This window comes from Niallia sp. NCCP-28 (assembly GCF_023168165.1).
Taxonomy (GTDB): Bacteria; Bacillota; Bacilli; order Bacillales; family Cytobacillaceae; genus Niallia.
Window position 1 is genome coordinate 24,705 of record NZ_BQYJ01000019.1, and the last position, 14,424, is coordinate 39,128.

At 34.5% G+C, this 14,424-nt stretch carries 12 protein-coding genes and 1 tRNA gene; 5 read left to right on the plus strand and 8 right to left on the minus strand.

The window, feature by feature from the left end:
- Positions 1 to 120 precede the first annotated feature (120 nt).
- Together NCCP28_RS22815 and NCCP28_RS22820 are read left to right on the plus strand one after the other, a co-directional pair.
- Positions 121 to 792 (plus strand): response regulator transcription factor, encoded by a 672-nt coding sequence (locus NCCP28_RS22815; protein WP_248563456.1) that lies wholly within the window; start codon positions 121 to 123, stop codon positions 790 to 792.
- A 12-nt stretch (positions 793 to 804) separates the two neighbouring features.
- Positions 805 to 2,037 carry a sensor histidine kinase gene (locus tag NCCP28_RS22820; protein ID WP_248563457.1) on the plus strand — a complete coding sequence of 411 codons (1,233 nt, stop codon included), beginning with the start codon at positions 805 to 807 and terminating at the stop codon, positions 2,035 to 2,037.
- Positions 2,038 to 2,276: 239 nt separating this feature from the next.
- On the opposite strand, the gene NCCP28_RS22825 is transcribed toward NCCP28_RS22820, so the two are convergent.
- Both NCCP28_RS22825 and NCCP28_RS22830 read right to left on the minus strand, forming a co-directional pair.
- Positions 2,277 to 3,020 (minus strand): NADPH-dependent oxidoreductase, encoded by a 744-nt coding sequence (locus tag NCCP28_RS22825; RefSeq protein WP_248563458.1) that lies wholly within the window; start codon positions 3,018 to 3,020, stop codon positions 2,277 to 2,279.
- A 402-nt stretch (positions 3,021 to 3,422) separates the two neighbouring features.
- Positions 3,423 to 4,208 carry an SDR family oxidoreductase gene (locus NCCP28_RS22830; protein WP_248563459.1) on the minus strand — a complete coding sequence of 262 codons (786 nt, stop codon included), beginning with the start codon at positions 4,206 to 4,208 and terminating at the stop codon, positions 3,423 to 3,425.
- Positions 4,209 to 4,428: 220 nt separating this feature from the next.
- Here NCCP28_RS22830 and NCCP28_RS22835 point away from each other — a divergent pair, with 220 nt between their 5' ends.
- Positions 4,429 to 5,424: a zinc-dependent alcohol dehydrogenase family protein gene (locus NCCP28_RS22835; protein WP_248563460.1), complete on the plus strand. Its 996-nt coding sequence runs from the start codon at positions 4,429 to 4,431 to the stop codon at positions 5,422 to 5,424.
- A gap of 53 nt (positions 5,425 to 5,477) precedes the next feature.
- On the opposite strand, the gene NCCP28_RS22840 is transcribed toward NCCP28_RS22835, so the two are convergent.
- Positions 5,478 to 7,157, minus strand: a complete 1,680-nt coding sequence (locus NCCP28_RS22840) for an Ig-like domain-containing protein (protein ID WP_248563461.1) — start codon at positions 7,155 to 7,157, stop codon at positions 5,478 to 5,480.
- Between the two features lie 157 nt (positions 7,158 to 7,314).
- Positions 7,315 to 7,674, minus strand: coding sequence for a hypothetical protein (locus NCCP28_RS22845; RefSeq protein WP_248563462.1), 360 nt, complete (start codon positions 7,672 to 7,674; stop codon positions 7,315 to 7,317).
- Positions 7,675 to 7,842: 168 nt separating this feature from the next.
- Here NCCP28_RS22845 and tlp point away from each other — a divergent pair, with 168 nt between their 5' ends.
- Both tlp and aldA read left to right on the plus strand, forming a co-directional pair.
- Positions 7,843 to 8,076, plus strand: a complete 234-nt coding sequence (gene tlp, locus NCCP28_RS22850) for a small acid-soluble spore protein Tlp (RefSeq protein ID WP_248563463.1) — start codon at positions 7,843 to 7,845, stop codon at positions 8,074 to 8,076.
- 452 nt (positions 8,077 to 8,528) lie between these two features.
- On the plus strand, positions 8,529 to 9,995 hold the full coding sequence (aldA, locus tag NCCP28_RS22855) for an aldehyde dehydrogenase (protein ID WP_248563464.1): 1,467 nt from the start codon (positions 8,529 to 8,531) through the stop codon (positions 9,993 to 9,995).
- A 43-nt stretch (positions 9,996 to 10,038) separates the two neighbouring features.
- Here the strand turns inward: aldA and nspC are convergent, their stop codons facing one another.
- The 4 genes from nspC to NCCP28_RS22875 all read right to left on the minus strand — a co-directional run bounded on the left by nspC (position 10,039) and on the right by NCCP28_RS22875 (position 13,597).
- Positions 10,039 to 11,178 carry a carboxynorspermidine decarboxylase gene (gene nspC / locus NCCP28_RS22860; RefSeq protein ID WP_248563465.1) on the minus strand — a complete coding sequence of 380 codons (1,140 nt, stop codon included), beginning with the start codon at positions 11,176 to 11,178 and terminating at the stop codon, positions 10,039 to 10,041.
- A 10-nt stretch (positions 11,179 to 11,188) separates the two neighbouring features.
- Positions 11,189 to 12,388, minus strand: coding sequence for a saccharopine dehydrogenase family protein (locus NCCP28_RS22865; RefSeq protein ID WP_248563466.1), 1,200 nt, complete (start codon positions 12,386 to 12,388; stop codon positions 11,189 to 11,191).
- Between the two features lie 317 nt (positions 12,389 to 12,705).
- Positions 12,706 to 12,781: transfer RNA gene (locus NCCP28_RS22870), tRNA-Ala, on the minus strand.
- Positions 12,782 to 12,904: 123 nt separating this feature from the next.
- Positions 12,905 to 13,597 carry an MgtC/SapB family protein gene (locus NCCP28_RS22875; RefSeq protein WP_248563467.1) on the minus strand — a complete coding sequence of 231 codons (693 nt, stop codon included), beginning with the start codon at positions 13,595 to 13,597 and terminating at the stop codon, positions 12,905 to 12,907.
- Positions 13,598 to 14,424: the final 827 nt, after the last annotated feature.

Here is a 14,424-nt window from a genome sequence, read left to right on the forward strand (position 1 = left end):
TAAAGGGAATATGGTATAAACTAGATAGCTGATTCCTGCAAAATCTGAAGCTAACCTTGTATTTCCTTATGCAAATTAATAAGATAAAGTTAGTTTTTAATAAAAGTGAGGAGAATGAATATGAAAATATTAATAGTAGAAGATAATATTTCCTTATTAGAATCGATAAAAGAAATTTTAGAAAAGGAATATGAAGTAGATGGAGCAGATAATGGGGAAGATGGCTTGTTTTATGCCCAGCAAAATATTTATGATTTAATTGTATTAGATGTGATGCTTCCATATATGAATGGATTTGATATTGTAAAAGAAATAAGAAAGGAAAAAATTAAGACCCCTGTTTTATTTCTGACAGCAAAAGACTCTTTAGAAGATCGAGTAAAAGGATTGGAGTTTGGGGGGGATGATTATTTAGTCAAGCCATTTCAAGCACCTGAACTTTTAGCGCGAATAAAAGCATTATTGCGAAGAAGTGGTGTACTTGATATGGACGAGGGCATAAAATATCGGGAAATTGTTTTAACAGGCAAAGAGAACGATGTTTTAGTGAAAGGTGTTCCCATTAAGCTGACCATTAAACAATATGATTTATTAGAATATCTTATTCAAAACTCTGGGAAAATTTTAACGAAAGAGCAGATTTTTGACCGTATTTGGGGGTTTGATTCAGATACTACCATTGCCATTGTAGAAGTGTTTATCCATCAATTGCGCAAAAAGCTAGAGGGATTTTCTTATCATAAAGATATTCAAACAGTTCGTGGTGTAGGATATATTTTAAAAGAGAGTTAAGGAGCCTATCTAATGTTTCGAAAAACAAGAATAAAACTGACCATGCTAAACTCCCTTGTTTTTATTGTGTTAATGATTGTATTAGGTATCCTTATCTATCATTATACAGAAAAACAAATATATAGTGATGTAAATAGATCTCTTATAAAAGCAGTGGACATGATTAAGTCGTTAGAAAAGCAGGGGGAACGAGGGGGCAATCGGGCACCTATGCTAGAGCCGCAGGTAAATTATATTATCTGGAAAGACGAGAAAATAACACAAGTATCTGACAATGCAATGATTGATTATCAAGAGGAAGAAGAATCTTTTTATCCAGATAAAAAAGGATTAATAGAGGAAAAACAATCCTCTGATGGAAGCAGCTTTCATACACTTGCAGCAAAGGTAAATCTAAATGGCGAGGAAGTGACCGTGCAATTTATTCGCTATATCAATCCAGAAAAAATAATGTTAAATCGTTTGATCATCATTATGACAGTCGGCGTTATTATAGGCAGCGTATGTGCTGTAATTGCGGGATATTTTCTGGCAGGCAGGGCGCTTGTGCCGATTCAGAAGTCATGGGAAACGCAGCAGCAATTTGTTTCAGATGCTTCCCATGAATTAAGGACGCCTCTTGCTGTTATTCAAACAAGAACAGACCTTTTATTTCAGGAGCCAGAAGCTACCATTCAAGATAAAGCATTAGATATTTCTGTCATCTCAAAAGAAACACGAAGGCTTATTAAGCTAGTGGCGAATCTATTGACACTAGCAAGATCTGATTCCAATCAAATGGAGATTACAAAACAGGCATTTTCTTTGACAGATTTATTAAATGAAGTAAAAGAGCAGTATGCAGATATTGCGGAATTTCAAGGCAAAAAGATAGAAGTTCAATTAAAGAATCCTATTCAATTGGTCGGCGATAAGGAAAGAATTCATCAACTCCTTGTTATACTTGTGGATAATAGCATGAAATTCACAGAAGAAGGAGGAGAAATTATGATGAATGCTATTGAAAAGACACATACAATTACATTAATGCTGCAAGATAATGGCATAGGGATTCCTAAAGAGGATATACCAAAAATATTTAATCGTTTTTATCAAGTAGAGCAATCTAGAACAAATATTGAAGGAACGGGTTTAGGTTTATCCATTGCCAAATGGATTGTCGATAAGCATGAAGGCACTATAAAAGTGGATAGTGAATTAGATGAAGGAACGACTTTTGAAATTACATTTCCAAAGCTAGGGTAAAGGGGATTCTGCAATTAAGATTTCCCTTTTTTGCTTATGGAGAAAATCTAATATCTATAGGAAACAACAAAGGGAGCGGAATTTTAAACTAATCCATTGTACCATGTTGAATCTTACAGGAGAATTTTATATAAAAAAGCAGAGGGGAAAACATTTCCCTCTGCTGAGCGAGTTTAATAGTGAAGGTTCCTGTTTCTAAAAAGAAGTCGGATTAGTAACAGAGTTTTCCTTAAAGAGTTTTACTTATATAGGTCTTTTGCAGGAAATCCTTGTTTTTTCAGCATATCAGCATTACTAGGATAATAGGGTTGTCTATAAAACTTAGCAACGCGGTCAGTCCAGTTTGCTTCTGTGTCGCCACGGTCTTTTAAATAATTTTTAAAGGTTTCATTATAAGTCTGCAAAAAAGGCAGCTGGTCTTTATTATAAATTTCTTGATGCATAATACTTTCTTTTGGCAATCGTGGTTTTATGCCAGGATCCTCTGCTGGATAACCAAGGCATAATCCAGAGATTGGAATGACGTATTTAGGCAGCTGTAAGAAGTCCACCACTTCTAGGGAATTTCTTCTTATGCCACCGATTGGCACTGTGCCAAGCTCTAATGATTCTGCTGCCGTAATTGCATTTGCCATGGCAAGTCCTACATCAGTTGCCCCCACTAATAATGCATCCACATCATTAAGTGCTTCCAAATTAGTATTTTCCATTTCACTAGCAAGTTTGGCACGGTAGAAATCTGCGCAAAATATAAGGAATACAGGAGCTTCATTTATATGTTTTTGATTTCCGCAAAGTTCTGCAAGACGGTCTTTTCGATTCTTATCTTGGACAACAATGACAGAAACTTGTTGCCCATTTATCCATGACGGTGCAGCCTGTGCAGCTTCCACGATTGTTTCTAATTTATCTGCTGATACAGGCAGTGGGGAATATTTTCGGTATGAACGGTGATTTTTTAGTGTTTCGATTACTTGATTCATTATGTAGTGTATCCTCCCTTAATATACATTCTTTAAAATAAGATTTCTGAAAAAATTATTGCTCTTTCATTCTTATTTGTATCATATTATTTTTTCTATGAAAAATAAACTAATCCATTTTGCGGCAAAAAAAAGCTGAATGATAGAGTCTTTTTTAGACATCATTCAGCTTTTTTTCCTTTGGCTGCTTTCAGATAATAAATCCGCATCCTGCATATCCTTTTTTTTTTTTCGCGGTGAGCGTCAAGCCTTCTCGTCACTCCGCTCTTGCTTAGGTCTCGCCTTTCTGACTTTTTTCAGTAGCCTGCGTATATGCAGGATGCTAAGCATTTTTTCCCCCATTTTCTTATGCTAAAAACAACAAACTTTGAGAAAATAGCTTTTCCTTTTATTGTAGAAGGGTTACAGCAATGATTCTGCACCATCAATATAAATTTCTGTTCCGGTAATATGACTGGAAGCTTTTGAACTTAAGAAGCAGACTAAGTCGGCTACTTGTTCTGGTTCTCCTGATTTTTGAGCAAGTGGCTGATTCCCTTTTGGATATTCTACAGGAATGGAAATTTCATTTAGTTTTTCTTGATCAGAAATCGTACTTGCATCAATATTTGTAGAAATAGCACCTGGACAAATCATATTTACTCTAATTTTATATTGCGCTAACTCTAATGCAGCCATCTTTCCAAACGCTACTTGCCCGGCTTTAGATGTACTGTATGCAGACATGCCAAAGTTTTTGTAAATCCTGTTTCCATTGATGCTGCTTGTAATAAGAATGCTTCCTCCATTTTTTTTCATATAAGGAATGCAATAGCGGACAGTTAAAAAGGTGCTCTTAAGATTTGTTTCTATCGTGGTATCCCAATCTAATGGAGTTAATGTTTCAATTGGCGCTACACGTCCATTTATACCAGCATTAACTAAAGCAATATCGATTTTTTTCCATTTTTCGACTGTTTGTTCTATTGAATTTTTTAAAGAAATAGGATCAGATACATTTGTTTCAAAAATAACAGCCTTTCCTCCTGCATCTGAAATTTCCTTTTGGACCTCCGCTAATTGATTTATTTCTAAATCAAGCAAACTAACTTTAGCCCCCGAAGCTGCTAAAGAGATGGCAGATGCACGCCCTATCCCTGATGCAGCGCCAGTTATAACTGCTACTTTATCCATTAAATCATTTATCATTATTTAATTTCCTCCTTATCAAAAAACTGGTATATAAAATAAATAGTGCATATTGGAAAACTTTAGTATTCTATAACCGAATAAAGGAATTTAAAAACCTAATTAGTTTAACTTAGAAGCAAATTAATAGAAGAAAGGAAAGTTTCATGACGATTATGCATATTAGTGTTATGCCCTTGTTTTTTTATGTACAATAAAAAAAAGAAAAGGAGGAAGCAGAATGAAAGCGCAATTAATAAAGGAATTTGGAGATGTGTCAGTTTTTCAACTAGCAGAAATAGCCAAGCCGAATGTTTGTCGCGGGCATGTATTAATTAAAGTAGGGGCAACAAGTGTAAATCCGATTGACACGAAAGTAAGAAGTGGTGCAGTCCCTGCCGCAGCGCCTAGTTTGCCTGCTGTTATACATGGAGATGTGGCTGGTGTTGTTGCGGAAGTAGGCGAAGGTGTAACACAATTTAAAGTAGGCGATGAAGTATTTGGCTGTGCAGGCGGCTTTAAAGGAACAGGAGGAGCACTTGCCGAATATATGCTGGCAGATGCACGCCTTCTTGCACATAAGCCTCAAAATATCTCAATGGAAGAAGCGGCAGCCATCCCCCTTGTAGCAATTACAGCTTGGGAGGCTCTATTTGAAAAAGGAAAGTTAAGAGAAGGACAAGATGTATTAATACATGGAGCGACAGGCGGTGTTGGACATATTGCTATTCAACTAGCTAAATGGGCAGGTGCGCAAGTATATACAACCGTTTCTACAGAAAATAAACTAAAATTGGCAAAACAGCTGGGAGCAGATGCTGTTATAAATTATAAGGAACAATCTGTCCAAGCATATGTTGACCAATATACAGCCGGCAAAGGTTTTTCATTAGTTTTTGATACAGTTGGAGGGGAAAATCTAGATCGTTCTTTTGAAGCGGCAGCACTTAACGGCTCTGTGGTGGCGATTGCAGCACGGTCTAGCCATGATTTATCTCCATTACATAGTAAAGGCTTGTCTCTCCATGTTGTATTTATGCTATTAAAAATATTAAACGAAGAGCAACGAAAAGACCATGGCAGAATTTTAGCAGAAATTGCGAAGGTAGTAGAGGAAGGGGAACTTCGTCCATTAGTGGATGAACAGATATTTACATTTGAGGATGCAGCAAACGCCCATCAATATTTAGAGTCCGGTAAGGCCATCGGTAAAATTGTATTAAAAAATGAATGGTAGGATATAAAAACATCCACACTATAGTTAAGATATAGTGTGGATGTTTTTGCTTTTTATTTAATTACTTTTATGCTTTTGTTTTTACTCGTGTTTTTGGCAGCATCTGTTGCGGTGGCCATGATAATTGTGTTTGCTTTTTGTGATTTAATCGTAATTTTAAAGTTTTTGGAGTTATCGGCTTTTCCTTTGCCGATTTGTTTATTATTCACTTTTAAAATGACCGTTGAACCAGCTTCTGCTTTTCCTGTAACAACGTTGGATTTGGTTGTTACTTTATTTAAAGCAGGAGGTGCTGGTGGTGTTTTATCTGCAACTTTTACATTGCTGCCTTTGCTTGTGTTTTTTGCTGAGTCTGTCGCAGTAGCAATAACAATAGAATTTGCTTTTTGTGGCTTAATATTAATTTTAAAGTTTTTTGCCTTATCTGCAGTTCCTTTTCCGATTACGGTGTTATTCACTTTTAAAGTAATGGTTGAACCAGCTTCTGCTTTTCCCGTAATAGTTTTTGAGACACTAGTTACTGTATTTAAACTTGGTGCAGCCGGTGGGGTTTTGTCAGCAACTGTAATTGCTTTTGCTTCGCTTACAGTATTTAAGCTATTTTTATAAGTAATCGTTAATTTAGTTCCTGCTTTTTGCGGTGTAATTTTAGCTGCGAATTTTCCGTTTTTGTCAGCTATTGCTGTTGCTAATATAGATGCTCCTTTTTTAATCGTTGCTGCAAATCCTGCGGGGGCTTTCCCTGATATTACTTTAGACTGATCGCTCACAGCATATACTGTTGGTGGTTCCACCTTGTTTGTAATATAAACAGATGAAATAAAGCCACTAATTTTACCATCCAGCGTTTTTACTGGGTACCATACATATTGGTTTGGCTTAGAAGAGGTGTCATAGGTGAAATTGCCATTAATAATCAACGTTGTATTTTTAGCTAAGTTTTTAACTCCAGCAGATTCCTTGTTCGGATATTTGCGCATGTTTACAATGTCGGTTGTTACTATTTTCGCACCTTTTTTAAAGTTATAAATAGATTCATGCATTTCTGCTTTTATCGTATAGTTTTTTGTTATGAATTTTATATTATCCACAGAATTTGAATTATATTGAAAGTCCTTGTTGCTGAAAGGATAGGATGCTAAAGGGCGTTCTCCTAAATAGCTTTCACGCATAAGAATTTCTAGTACTTTTTCTTGATAAGCATTGCTGTTTCGTTTGCCTGTACTGCTTATAATGGGACTATTGCTAGGTTTTGTTCCATTATAGGCCATGATGGGAAAATACCAGTTTTCGATTATTTGGCGGTCTGCACTACTAATTTTAGGCAAATCTCCACGTTTATACATACTGTCTAAAACTTCAACGCCTGCTTGAATATTATAGAGAATATCTGTTTTCAGCTTTTCTTCTGAATACTTGGATTGGTTTGTTAATTGCATAATGCCAATTCCGCCATCTGAGGCAACAAGTGGCTTGTTATTAACATATTGTTTCCAGCCGCTTTCTTGATAAGCAACTGCTTTTACTATTTCAGGAGGAATCTTATAAGCTAATGCGGCATTTGTTAACAGACAGTTGATTTGTTGAAAAGACGGATTTACACCTTGTTTTACCTGACCAAATGAAGAGCATTTTGAACTCCAATCTGCGGCCGCGGCTTTATTAGGCTTAAAGAAAGGGCTCAAAAGAAGGCAAACACTTAAACTGCATATTAATAGTTTCTTTACAAACAATGAAATACAAACCTCCAAATTTAAATAGAATAGTAAACTAATTTCTATTTTACTATATTTGGAGAAATACAACTAATAGGAATGATAAAAAATAGTAGAAAAGAAAAAAACGATAAATAATTATTATTCCTTAGTTCAGTAAAAATCTAGCAGCAGATTAAGAATTTTCATTTGAATTAGCCGTTGATTCTTGTTCAAATAAAGAAAGTGCTTCTTTGCTTATAGTTAAAGAATCTTTATTCTGGGATATTGTTTGTGCTTGAGTTTGAGAACTAATTTGACTGCCAGCAGTGTTGGTTGTTTTTAATGCTTGAATTTGTTCTTCAATTGCTTGAATTTGTTTTTTTATTTGTTCTACTTGTTTTTCTTTTTCAGCTTCTTTTAAATTTTCATTTTGTTCAAGTTGAGTTTGTTGTGCTTGCAGCTGTTGTTTTTGACTTTCCAATTTTTGCAGTTCATTATTCGAATTTGTAGAGATTGTATTGCTGATGCTTGAACTGATCGATGAAATGTTCATTATATAAATTCCCCTTTTTTATAAAAATGTTATAGAAAAGTATAAGGAATATTTCTTAATATTTCCTTAAGAATATCTTCCTATAAATGTTAAAGGAAAAATGGATAATTAGATAAAAAATAATCCAAAATACTTTAGTAACTATTTTTTATTAAGGAGGAAATGAATATGGTACAACATAAACCTAATCATGATGATCGTTCAGATAATGTGGAAAAATTGCAAGACATGGTGCAAAACACATTAGAAAATATCGATAAAGCAGAGGAAACAATGGCTTTTGCAAGTGGAGAAGAGAAAGCTAAAATTGAACAAAAAAATAAAAGAAGAGAGCAATCGATTCAGGGTTTTAGAGAAGAAATAGAAGATGAAGCTGCATCTCGAGAAAATGGCTATCAATAATATCTAATTTACAATAAAAAATGGGCGTAATTAAATAGACGCCCATTTTTTTGATATAGAAGGAAAAAAAGAACTTATTTGATGATTGGCAGATACATATACAGTGCGTGATAAATGAATGTACAAGAAGTAAGCTTTCCTGGAGAAGAAGGTAAGTGGAAACTTATTTTACAAAAATATACAATTATTTAACTTTGTATCAGAGAGCTGTCAGATATAGCATATGCTGATAATAATTAGTTCAATGTGGATAATTTTGGAAAACCTATAGAACAATGAAAATAAAAACAGTAAAAAACAATATCAAATAAAAACAAAAGAAAAGTAAAGTAAACGGAAGTCTGTTTTTGTTGACATTTAGAAAAATAAACCTCATAATTTATGTAAACGCTATATTAAACGGGTGTTTTTATTGGCGCTTGCCTTTTTGATAACAGTGGGGAGGACATAAAATGAGTACAAAAACAGAAACTAAACAATATCAAATGTATATCAATGGGGAATTTGTAGATTCAAAATCTGGTGAATATATTTCGGTATATAACCCTTCAACTGAAGAATTGATTTCACAAGTACCAAGCTGTACAGTAGAAGAAGTTCAAGAGGCGATAGATGTTGCAGAACAAGCACAAAAACAGTGGAAAAAGAAACCGGCAAGTGAGCGTGCAAAGTATCTAACAGCTTTAGCTGAAGAAATTCGAAAGAATAAAGAGTTTCTTGCACGTGTCATTTCAGAAGAACAGGGGAAGGTTCTTGCTCTATCTACTACAGAAGTTGAGTTTACAGCCGATTATATAGATTATATGGCGGGTATGGCTAGAAGCTATGAAGGGGAAATTTTGCAAAGTGATCGTCCTAATGAAAATATAATGATATTTAAAGAACCGATAGGAGTGGTAGCTGGATTTTTACCTTGGAACTTTCCATTTTTCCTTGTTGCCAGAAAGGCGGCTCCAGCACTAGTTACTGGAAATGCAATTGTGATTAAACCTAGCAGCGAAACTCCTAACAATGCACTTGAGTTTGCTAAATTAGCAGAAAAAGTGGGGATGCCTAAAGGTGTATTTAATATTGTAACAGGTAGAGGCGCCACTGTCGGAGACAAGCTTGCTTCTAGTGAAAAAATCGGACTTGTAAGCTTAACAGGCAGTGTGAATGCAGGAGTAAGTGTGATGAAAGCCGCGAGCGATCATGTAACAAAAGTAAGTTTAGAGCTTGGAGGAAAAGCGCCGGCGATTGTGGCAGAAGATGCAGACCTTGATTTAGCTGTAAAGGCGATAGTAGATTCACGTGTTATTAACAGCGGACAAGTATGCAATTGTGCAGAGCGTGTTTATGTACATGAAAGCATCGCAGGAGCTTTTACTGCGAAAATAGTGGAAGCAATGAAAAAAGTGAGTTTTGGAAATCCATTAGAAGAAGAAAACTTAGATATGGGGCCTCTAGTAAGTAGACAAGCATTAGAATCTGTTGAAGCGATGGTAGATAGAGCTGTATCAGAAGGGGCACAAATTTTAACGGGCGGGAAACGAGCAGATAGGAAAGAAGGCCATTTTTATGAACCTACTGTATTAATTAATGTGAAACAAGATTCAGAGATTGTTCAGGAGGAAGTATTTGGACCAGTTTTGCCTATTTTAACTTTTAAAGATTTAGATGAAGCAATTGAGCTTGCTAATGATTGCCAATATGGTTTGACATCCTCCATTTATACAAAAGATCTGGATACAGCTATGCGTGCAGCCAATGAATTATTATTTGGGGAAACCTATATTAATAGGGAAAACTTTGAAGCCATTCAAGGGTTTCATTCTGGAAGAAAAAAATCTGGCATCGGTGGGGCAGACGGCAAACACGGCTTAGACGAATTTCTGCAAACACATGTTGTTTATCTACAGCATAATCCTAATAAAAAATAAGAATACAAAAAATCCACCTATGTAGGTGGATTTTTTGTATCTATTAAGATAATCTATTGCTGTAATCTTCATAAACAAATTGACGGATAACTTTCATGCCTTCTTCTTCGTTGTAGGAAGCAATTGCTGGCAAGTTTACGCCATTAAACATATGATTTTTGACCATTGTATAATGCGCCATATCACAGAAGATCAATCGATCCCCTGGCTTTAATGGTTTGTCAAAAGAATAGTCTCCGATTACATCGCCTGCTAAACAAGTCATTCCGCCAAGTCTATAGGTATATTCCTTTTCCCCAGGCATATCAGCGCCAATAATATTAGGTCGATATGGCATTTCGAGAACGTCTGGCATATGACAAGTCGCAGAAGTATCTAATATAGCGATATCCATTCCGTTATTGACAATATCAAGAACAGTTGTAGATAAGTATCCAGTATTTAAAGCTATTGCTTCGCCAGGCTCTAAATATACATCAACATCATATTTTTCTTTAATAAACAGAATAGATTCAACAAGCGTTTCGATATCATAGTCTGGTCTTGTGATATGGTGCCCGCCGCCAAAGTTAATCCATTTCATTTTTTTAATGTATTCTCCAAATTTTTCATCCACTACTTTAATCGTACGCTTTAAAGTATCAGAATTTTGTTCGCACATTGTATGGAAATGAAGGCCATCGATGCCATCTAATTCTTCTGGTTTAAAATTAGCGAGAGTAACACCAAATCGTGAATATGGAGCACAAGGGTTATATAATTGAGTTTCAATTTCTGAATACTCCGGATTAATCCGAAGGCCTACATCAATTTTTTTATCTGCGTTTTTTACTTTATCTTTAAAACGATTCCACTGATCAAATGAATTAAAAACAATGTGATCCGTGTATTGCAGTAATTCATCAAACTCACTATCAACATATGCCGGAGCATACGCATGAACTTCTTTCCCCATTTTTTCAAAACCTAGTCTAGCTTCAAATAGGGAACTTGATGTAACACCTGCTAAGTATTTTCCTACTAAAGGAAATGTAGAGTGCATAGAAAAACCTTTTAACGCTAAAAGAATTTTTGCTCCTGTACGTTCTTGTACAGAATTTAATAATTCTAGGTTTTTTGTTAATAATCTTTCATCTACAACATAACAAGGGGATGGTGCCTGATTAAAATCAATCTTTTTCATTTCTGTCCTCTCAATCTATAAGAGTTGGAGAGAAGTTCTCCTGCCATGGTAAACCATATTTATTTAGAGCATCCATAAATGGATCTGGATCGAATTCTTCTACATTATAGACGCCTGGTTTTTTCCATTCGCCTTTCATAATTAGCATAGCACCAATCATTGCAGGTACACCGGTTGTATAAGAAATAGCTTGTGATCCTACTTCTTGATAACATTCTTGGTGATCACAAATATTATATACATAATAAGATTTTGGCTTTCCGTCTTTTACACCTTGGATGATACAGCCAATATTTGTTTTTCCTTTTGTTCTAGGGCCTAAAGAAGCTGGATCTGGAAGAATCTCTTTTAAGAATTGTAATGGGATGATTTCTTTGCCTTCATACGTAATTGGTTCAATTGAAGTCATTCCAACATTTTCTAAAACTTTTAAGTGATTTAAATAGTTATCAGAGAAAGTCATCCAAAATCTGATGCGTTTAAGGTCTTTGATATTAACAGCAAGTGATTCTAATTCTTCATGATATAAAAGATAAATATTTTTAGGTCCTACTTGATCTAAATCATATTCTCTTTTTTCAGAAAGTGGAGGAGTTTCAATCCAATTTCCATTTTCCCAATAACGGCCGTTTGCTGTGATTTCACGAATATTAATTTCTGGATTAAAGTTTGTTGCAAAAGGGTAGCCATGATCTCCACCGTTTGCATCCACAATATCAATATAATGAATTTCATCAAAATGGTGTTTTTGAGCATATGCAGTAAATACTCCAGTTACACCTGGGTCGAATCCGCTTCCAAGCAATGCGGTTAAACCAGCTTCCTCGAACTTTTGTTTATACTCCCATTGCCACTTATACTCAAATTTAGCTGTTTCTGGCGGCTCGTAATTAGCTGTATCTAGATAATGAACACCTGTAGCTAAACATGCATCCATAATAGTTAAATCTTGATAAGGCAAAGCCACATTTATTACTACTTCCGGCTTAAAAGAATTGATTAGCTCAATTACTTCTTCCGTTTTATCAGCATCGACTTGAGCGACTGAAACTTTTGTTTTGCCACCGTCTAATTTATTTTTTAACGCTTCGCATTTAGAAAGCGTTCTGCTTGCAATACAAATTTCTTCAAATACATCTGGCACCTGACAGCATTTATGTGCAACAACACTAGCTACACCGCCAGCACCAATAATTAATGCTTTTCCCAAAATGAAAAACCTCCTTCATAATCCTTTTGAAAAAATTCAATAAGGCTGATTATACAGAAAGTGTGTTAAATAATCCATAAAATCCGACAAAATATAATATTTTTTTTTAGTATATGCCATTTCTTTTGTTATATAGGCATTTTAGAAAGAAAAATTTTTATAGAATAATTTTATATTAGGGGGATTTTTATGAAATAAATGGATAGAAGACTCAAAGACTACTTTAAAACATAATAGAAAAAAGCAAAATATTATTTTGAAATCTTCTATCTAAAGTAAAAGATTTCAAAATAATATTTTGCTTGTTAGTTTTGTATTGGTGGAGACTATCGGGATCGAACCGACGACCTCTTGCATGCCATGCAAGCGCTCTCCCAGCTGAGCTAAGCCCCCATATAACTACTAATAATTATACAATTTTTTTTATCATATTTCAATATCTTTTTATGAATTAAATAAGGTTTTATAAAGAAGAGATAAAATTTATTGCTAGTCTATCTCTTCTTTTGCAACAGTTTAATTTAAGCTTTCAACTTCTATCTGCTGTACCCCGTGCAATTCTCCAATATCTTGATATACATCTGTGATGCTCCTTTTATGATTTACAGTGACAATAAGAAGAATAGAATGCTCTCCTGTTTCTAAATCTTTAATGCGTACATGTTTAATGCCCATTTCAAGTTTTGCTACCGAATTAACGATAGAAGAAACGTTTTCTTTTTGAGGAACTTTAACTTTTATGCGAATTTCCTTTTCTCTTAATTGGCGAGGTCCTACTAGACTCATGAAAATCGGAATGTATTTAATGCTGAAAATTAACAGCAAAACCCCAGTGATACCGGCCGTATAATAACCGGCTCCAACAATAATCCCCATACCGCCAGCTCCCCAAACTAAAGCAGCAGTAGTTAGGCCAGAAATACTATCATTTCCTCTTCTTAGAATAACGCCGGCTCCTAAAAAACCAATTCCAGATACAATTTGAGCCGGCAAGCGCAATGGATCCATCTGTATATTAACTTCATCGCTGCCAGGGAATTTATAGGCAGCTTCTATTGATACTATTGTTAATAAACAACTTACAATGCTAATAACTAAACTTGTTTTTAAACCCACTGGCTTACGTTTTATTTCTCTTTCTAGCCCAATGATAATGCCTAGAACAGTTGTAATTCCTAGTTTGATAAAAAGGTCATAATCAAAATACATTATATCTCCATCTTTCCAGTTAGTGTTTTGTATTATGTAAAGGTTACATCATTATTATAAAGAATGTAATAACCTCCTACTATAAAGTCTAAACAGGAAGTTAATGATATTATTTTATGAATAGTGTGATTTAGTTATTACGCTAGAAAATTTGCTTTTATGTTTATAATAAAAGATTAACTTCCTCAGGCGAGCAAATCTTCAGTTTTAACCCCGACTTTATGTAGGGGAAAATCTGTTTTTTAACGCAGTTGATTCTGCAATTTCACATTTTTTAAGAAACAAAACTAATTGATTGCTTGTAATAATCTTTTGTTACGGCTATTTGGTGAGATGGGGTTTCATTAAGTAGATGAATGATATAGAGAATGATTTTATTTTTTTATACATCTAGGAAAGGCCAATGGAGTTTGTGTAGTTAATCTATTTTGACAGAGGATAAGTTTTTTAGAAGGAGTTCAAATATTCATTAATCATTTAAGCCGTTAGTGAGAAAGTTTAAGTATTGGATATAATAAAGGTTGTTTAGTGAAGTAGTATATGATAAAAAACATATAAATAGGTAGAAAATAAAATTCCCACTAAAACTAACCGATATTTTTAAAAAAATAGGAAAAAGGGGTTGTATATTGAGTATTTTCATGGTATATTTATTTTCGTCCTAAACGAAAGGATAGTAAATAAAAAAACTTTCAAAAAGATATTGACTTAACAAATTTAAATATGATATATTTATTGAGTCGCTTTTAGAAGTGAAGATGTACTTGCTCTTTGAAAACTGAACAGACAAAACGTCAACAATAATCGTTTTATAACTTCTATTATGA

What these genes read in the sequence shown, in the direction of transcription:
- NCCP28_RS22845 (WP_248563462.1), bottom strand. Translation starts at nt 7,674, where the DNA reads ATGAACATTTCATCGATCAGTTCAAGCATCAGCAATACAATCTCTACA.
- NCCP28_RS22835 (WP_248563460.1), top strand. Translation starts at nt 4,429, where the DNA reads ATGAAAGCGCAATTAATAAAGGAATTTGGAGATGTGTCAGTTTTTCAA.
- tlp (WP_248563463.1), top strand. Translation starts at nt 7,843, where the DNA reads ATGGTACAACATAAACCTAATCATGATGATCGTTCAGATAATGTGGAA.
- NCCP28_RS22825 (WP_248563458.1), bottom strand. Translation starts at nt 3,020, where the DNA reads ATGAATCAAGTAATCGAAACACTAAAAAATCACCGTTCATACCGAAAA.
- NCCP28_RS22830 (WP_248563459.1), bottom strand. Translation starts at nt 4,208, where the DNA reads ATGATAAATGATTTAATGGATAAAGTAGCAGTTATAACTGGCGCTGCA.
- aldA (WP_248563464.1), top strand. Translation starts at nt 8,529, where the DNA reads ATGAGTACAAAAACAGAAACTAAACAATATCAAATGTATATCAATGGG.
- NCCP28_RS22875 (WP_248563467.1), bottom strand. Translation starts at nt 13,597, where the DNA reads ATGTATTTTGATTATGACCTTTTTATCAAACTAGGAATTACAACTGTT.
- nspC (WP_248563465.1), bottom strand. Translation starts at nt 11,178, where the DNA reads ATGAAAAAGATTGATTTTAATCAGGCACCATCCCCTTGTTATGTTGTA.
- NCCP28_RS22815 (WP_248563456.1), top strand. Translation starts at nt 121, where the DNA reads ATGAAAATATTAATAGTAGAAGATAATATTTCCTTATTAGAATCGATA.
- NCCP28_RS22820 (WP_248563457.1), top strand. Translation starts at nt 805, where the DNA reads ATGTTTCGAAAAACAAGAATAAAACTGACCATGCTAAACTCCCTTGTT.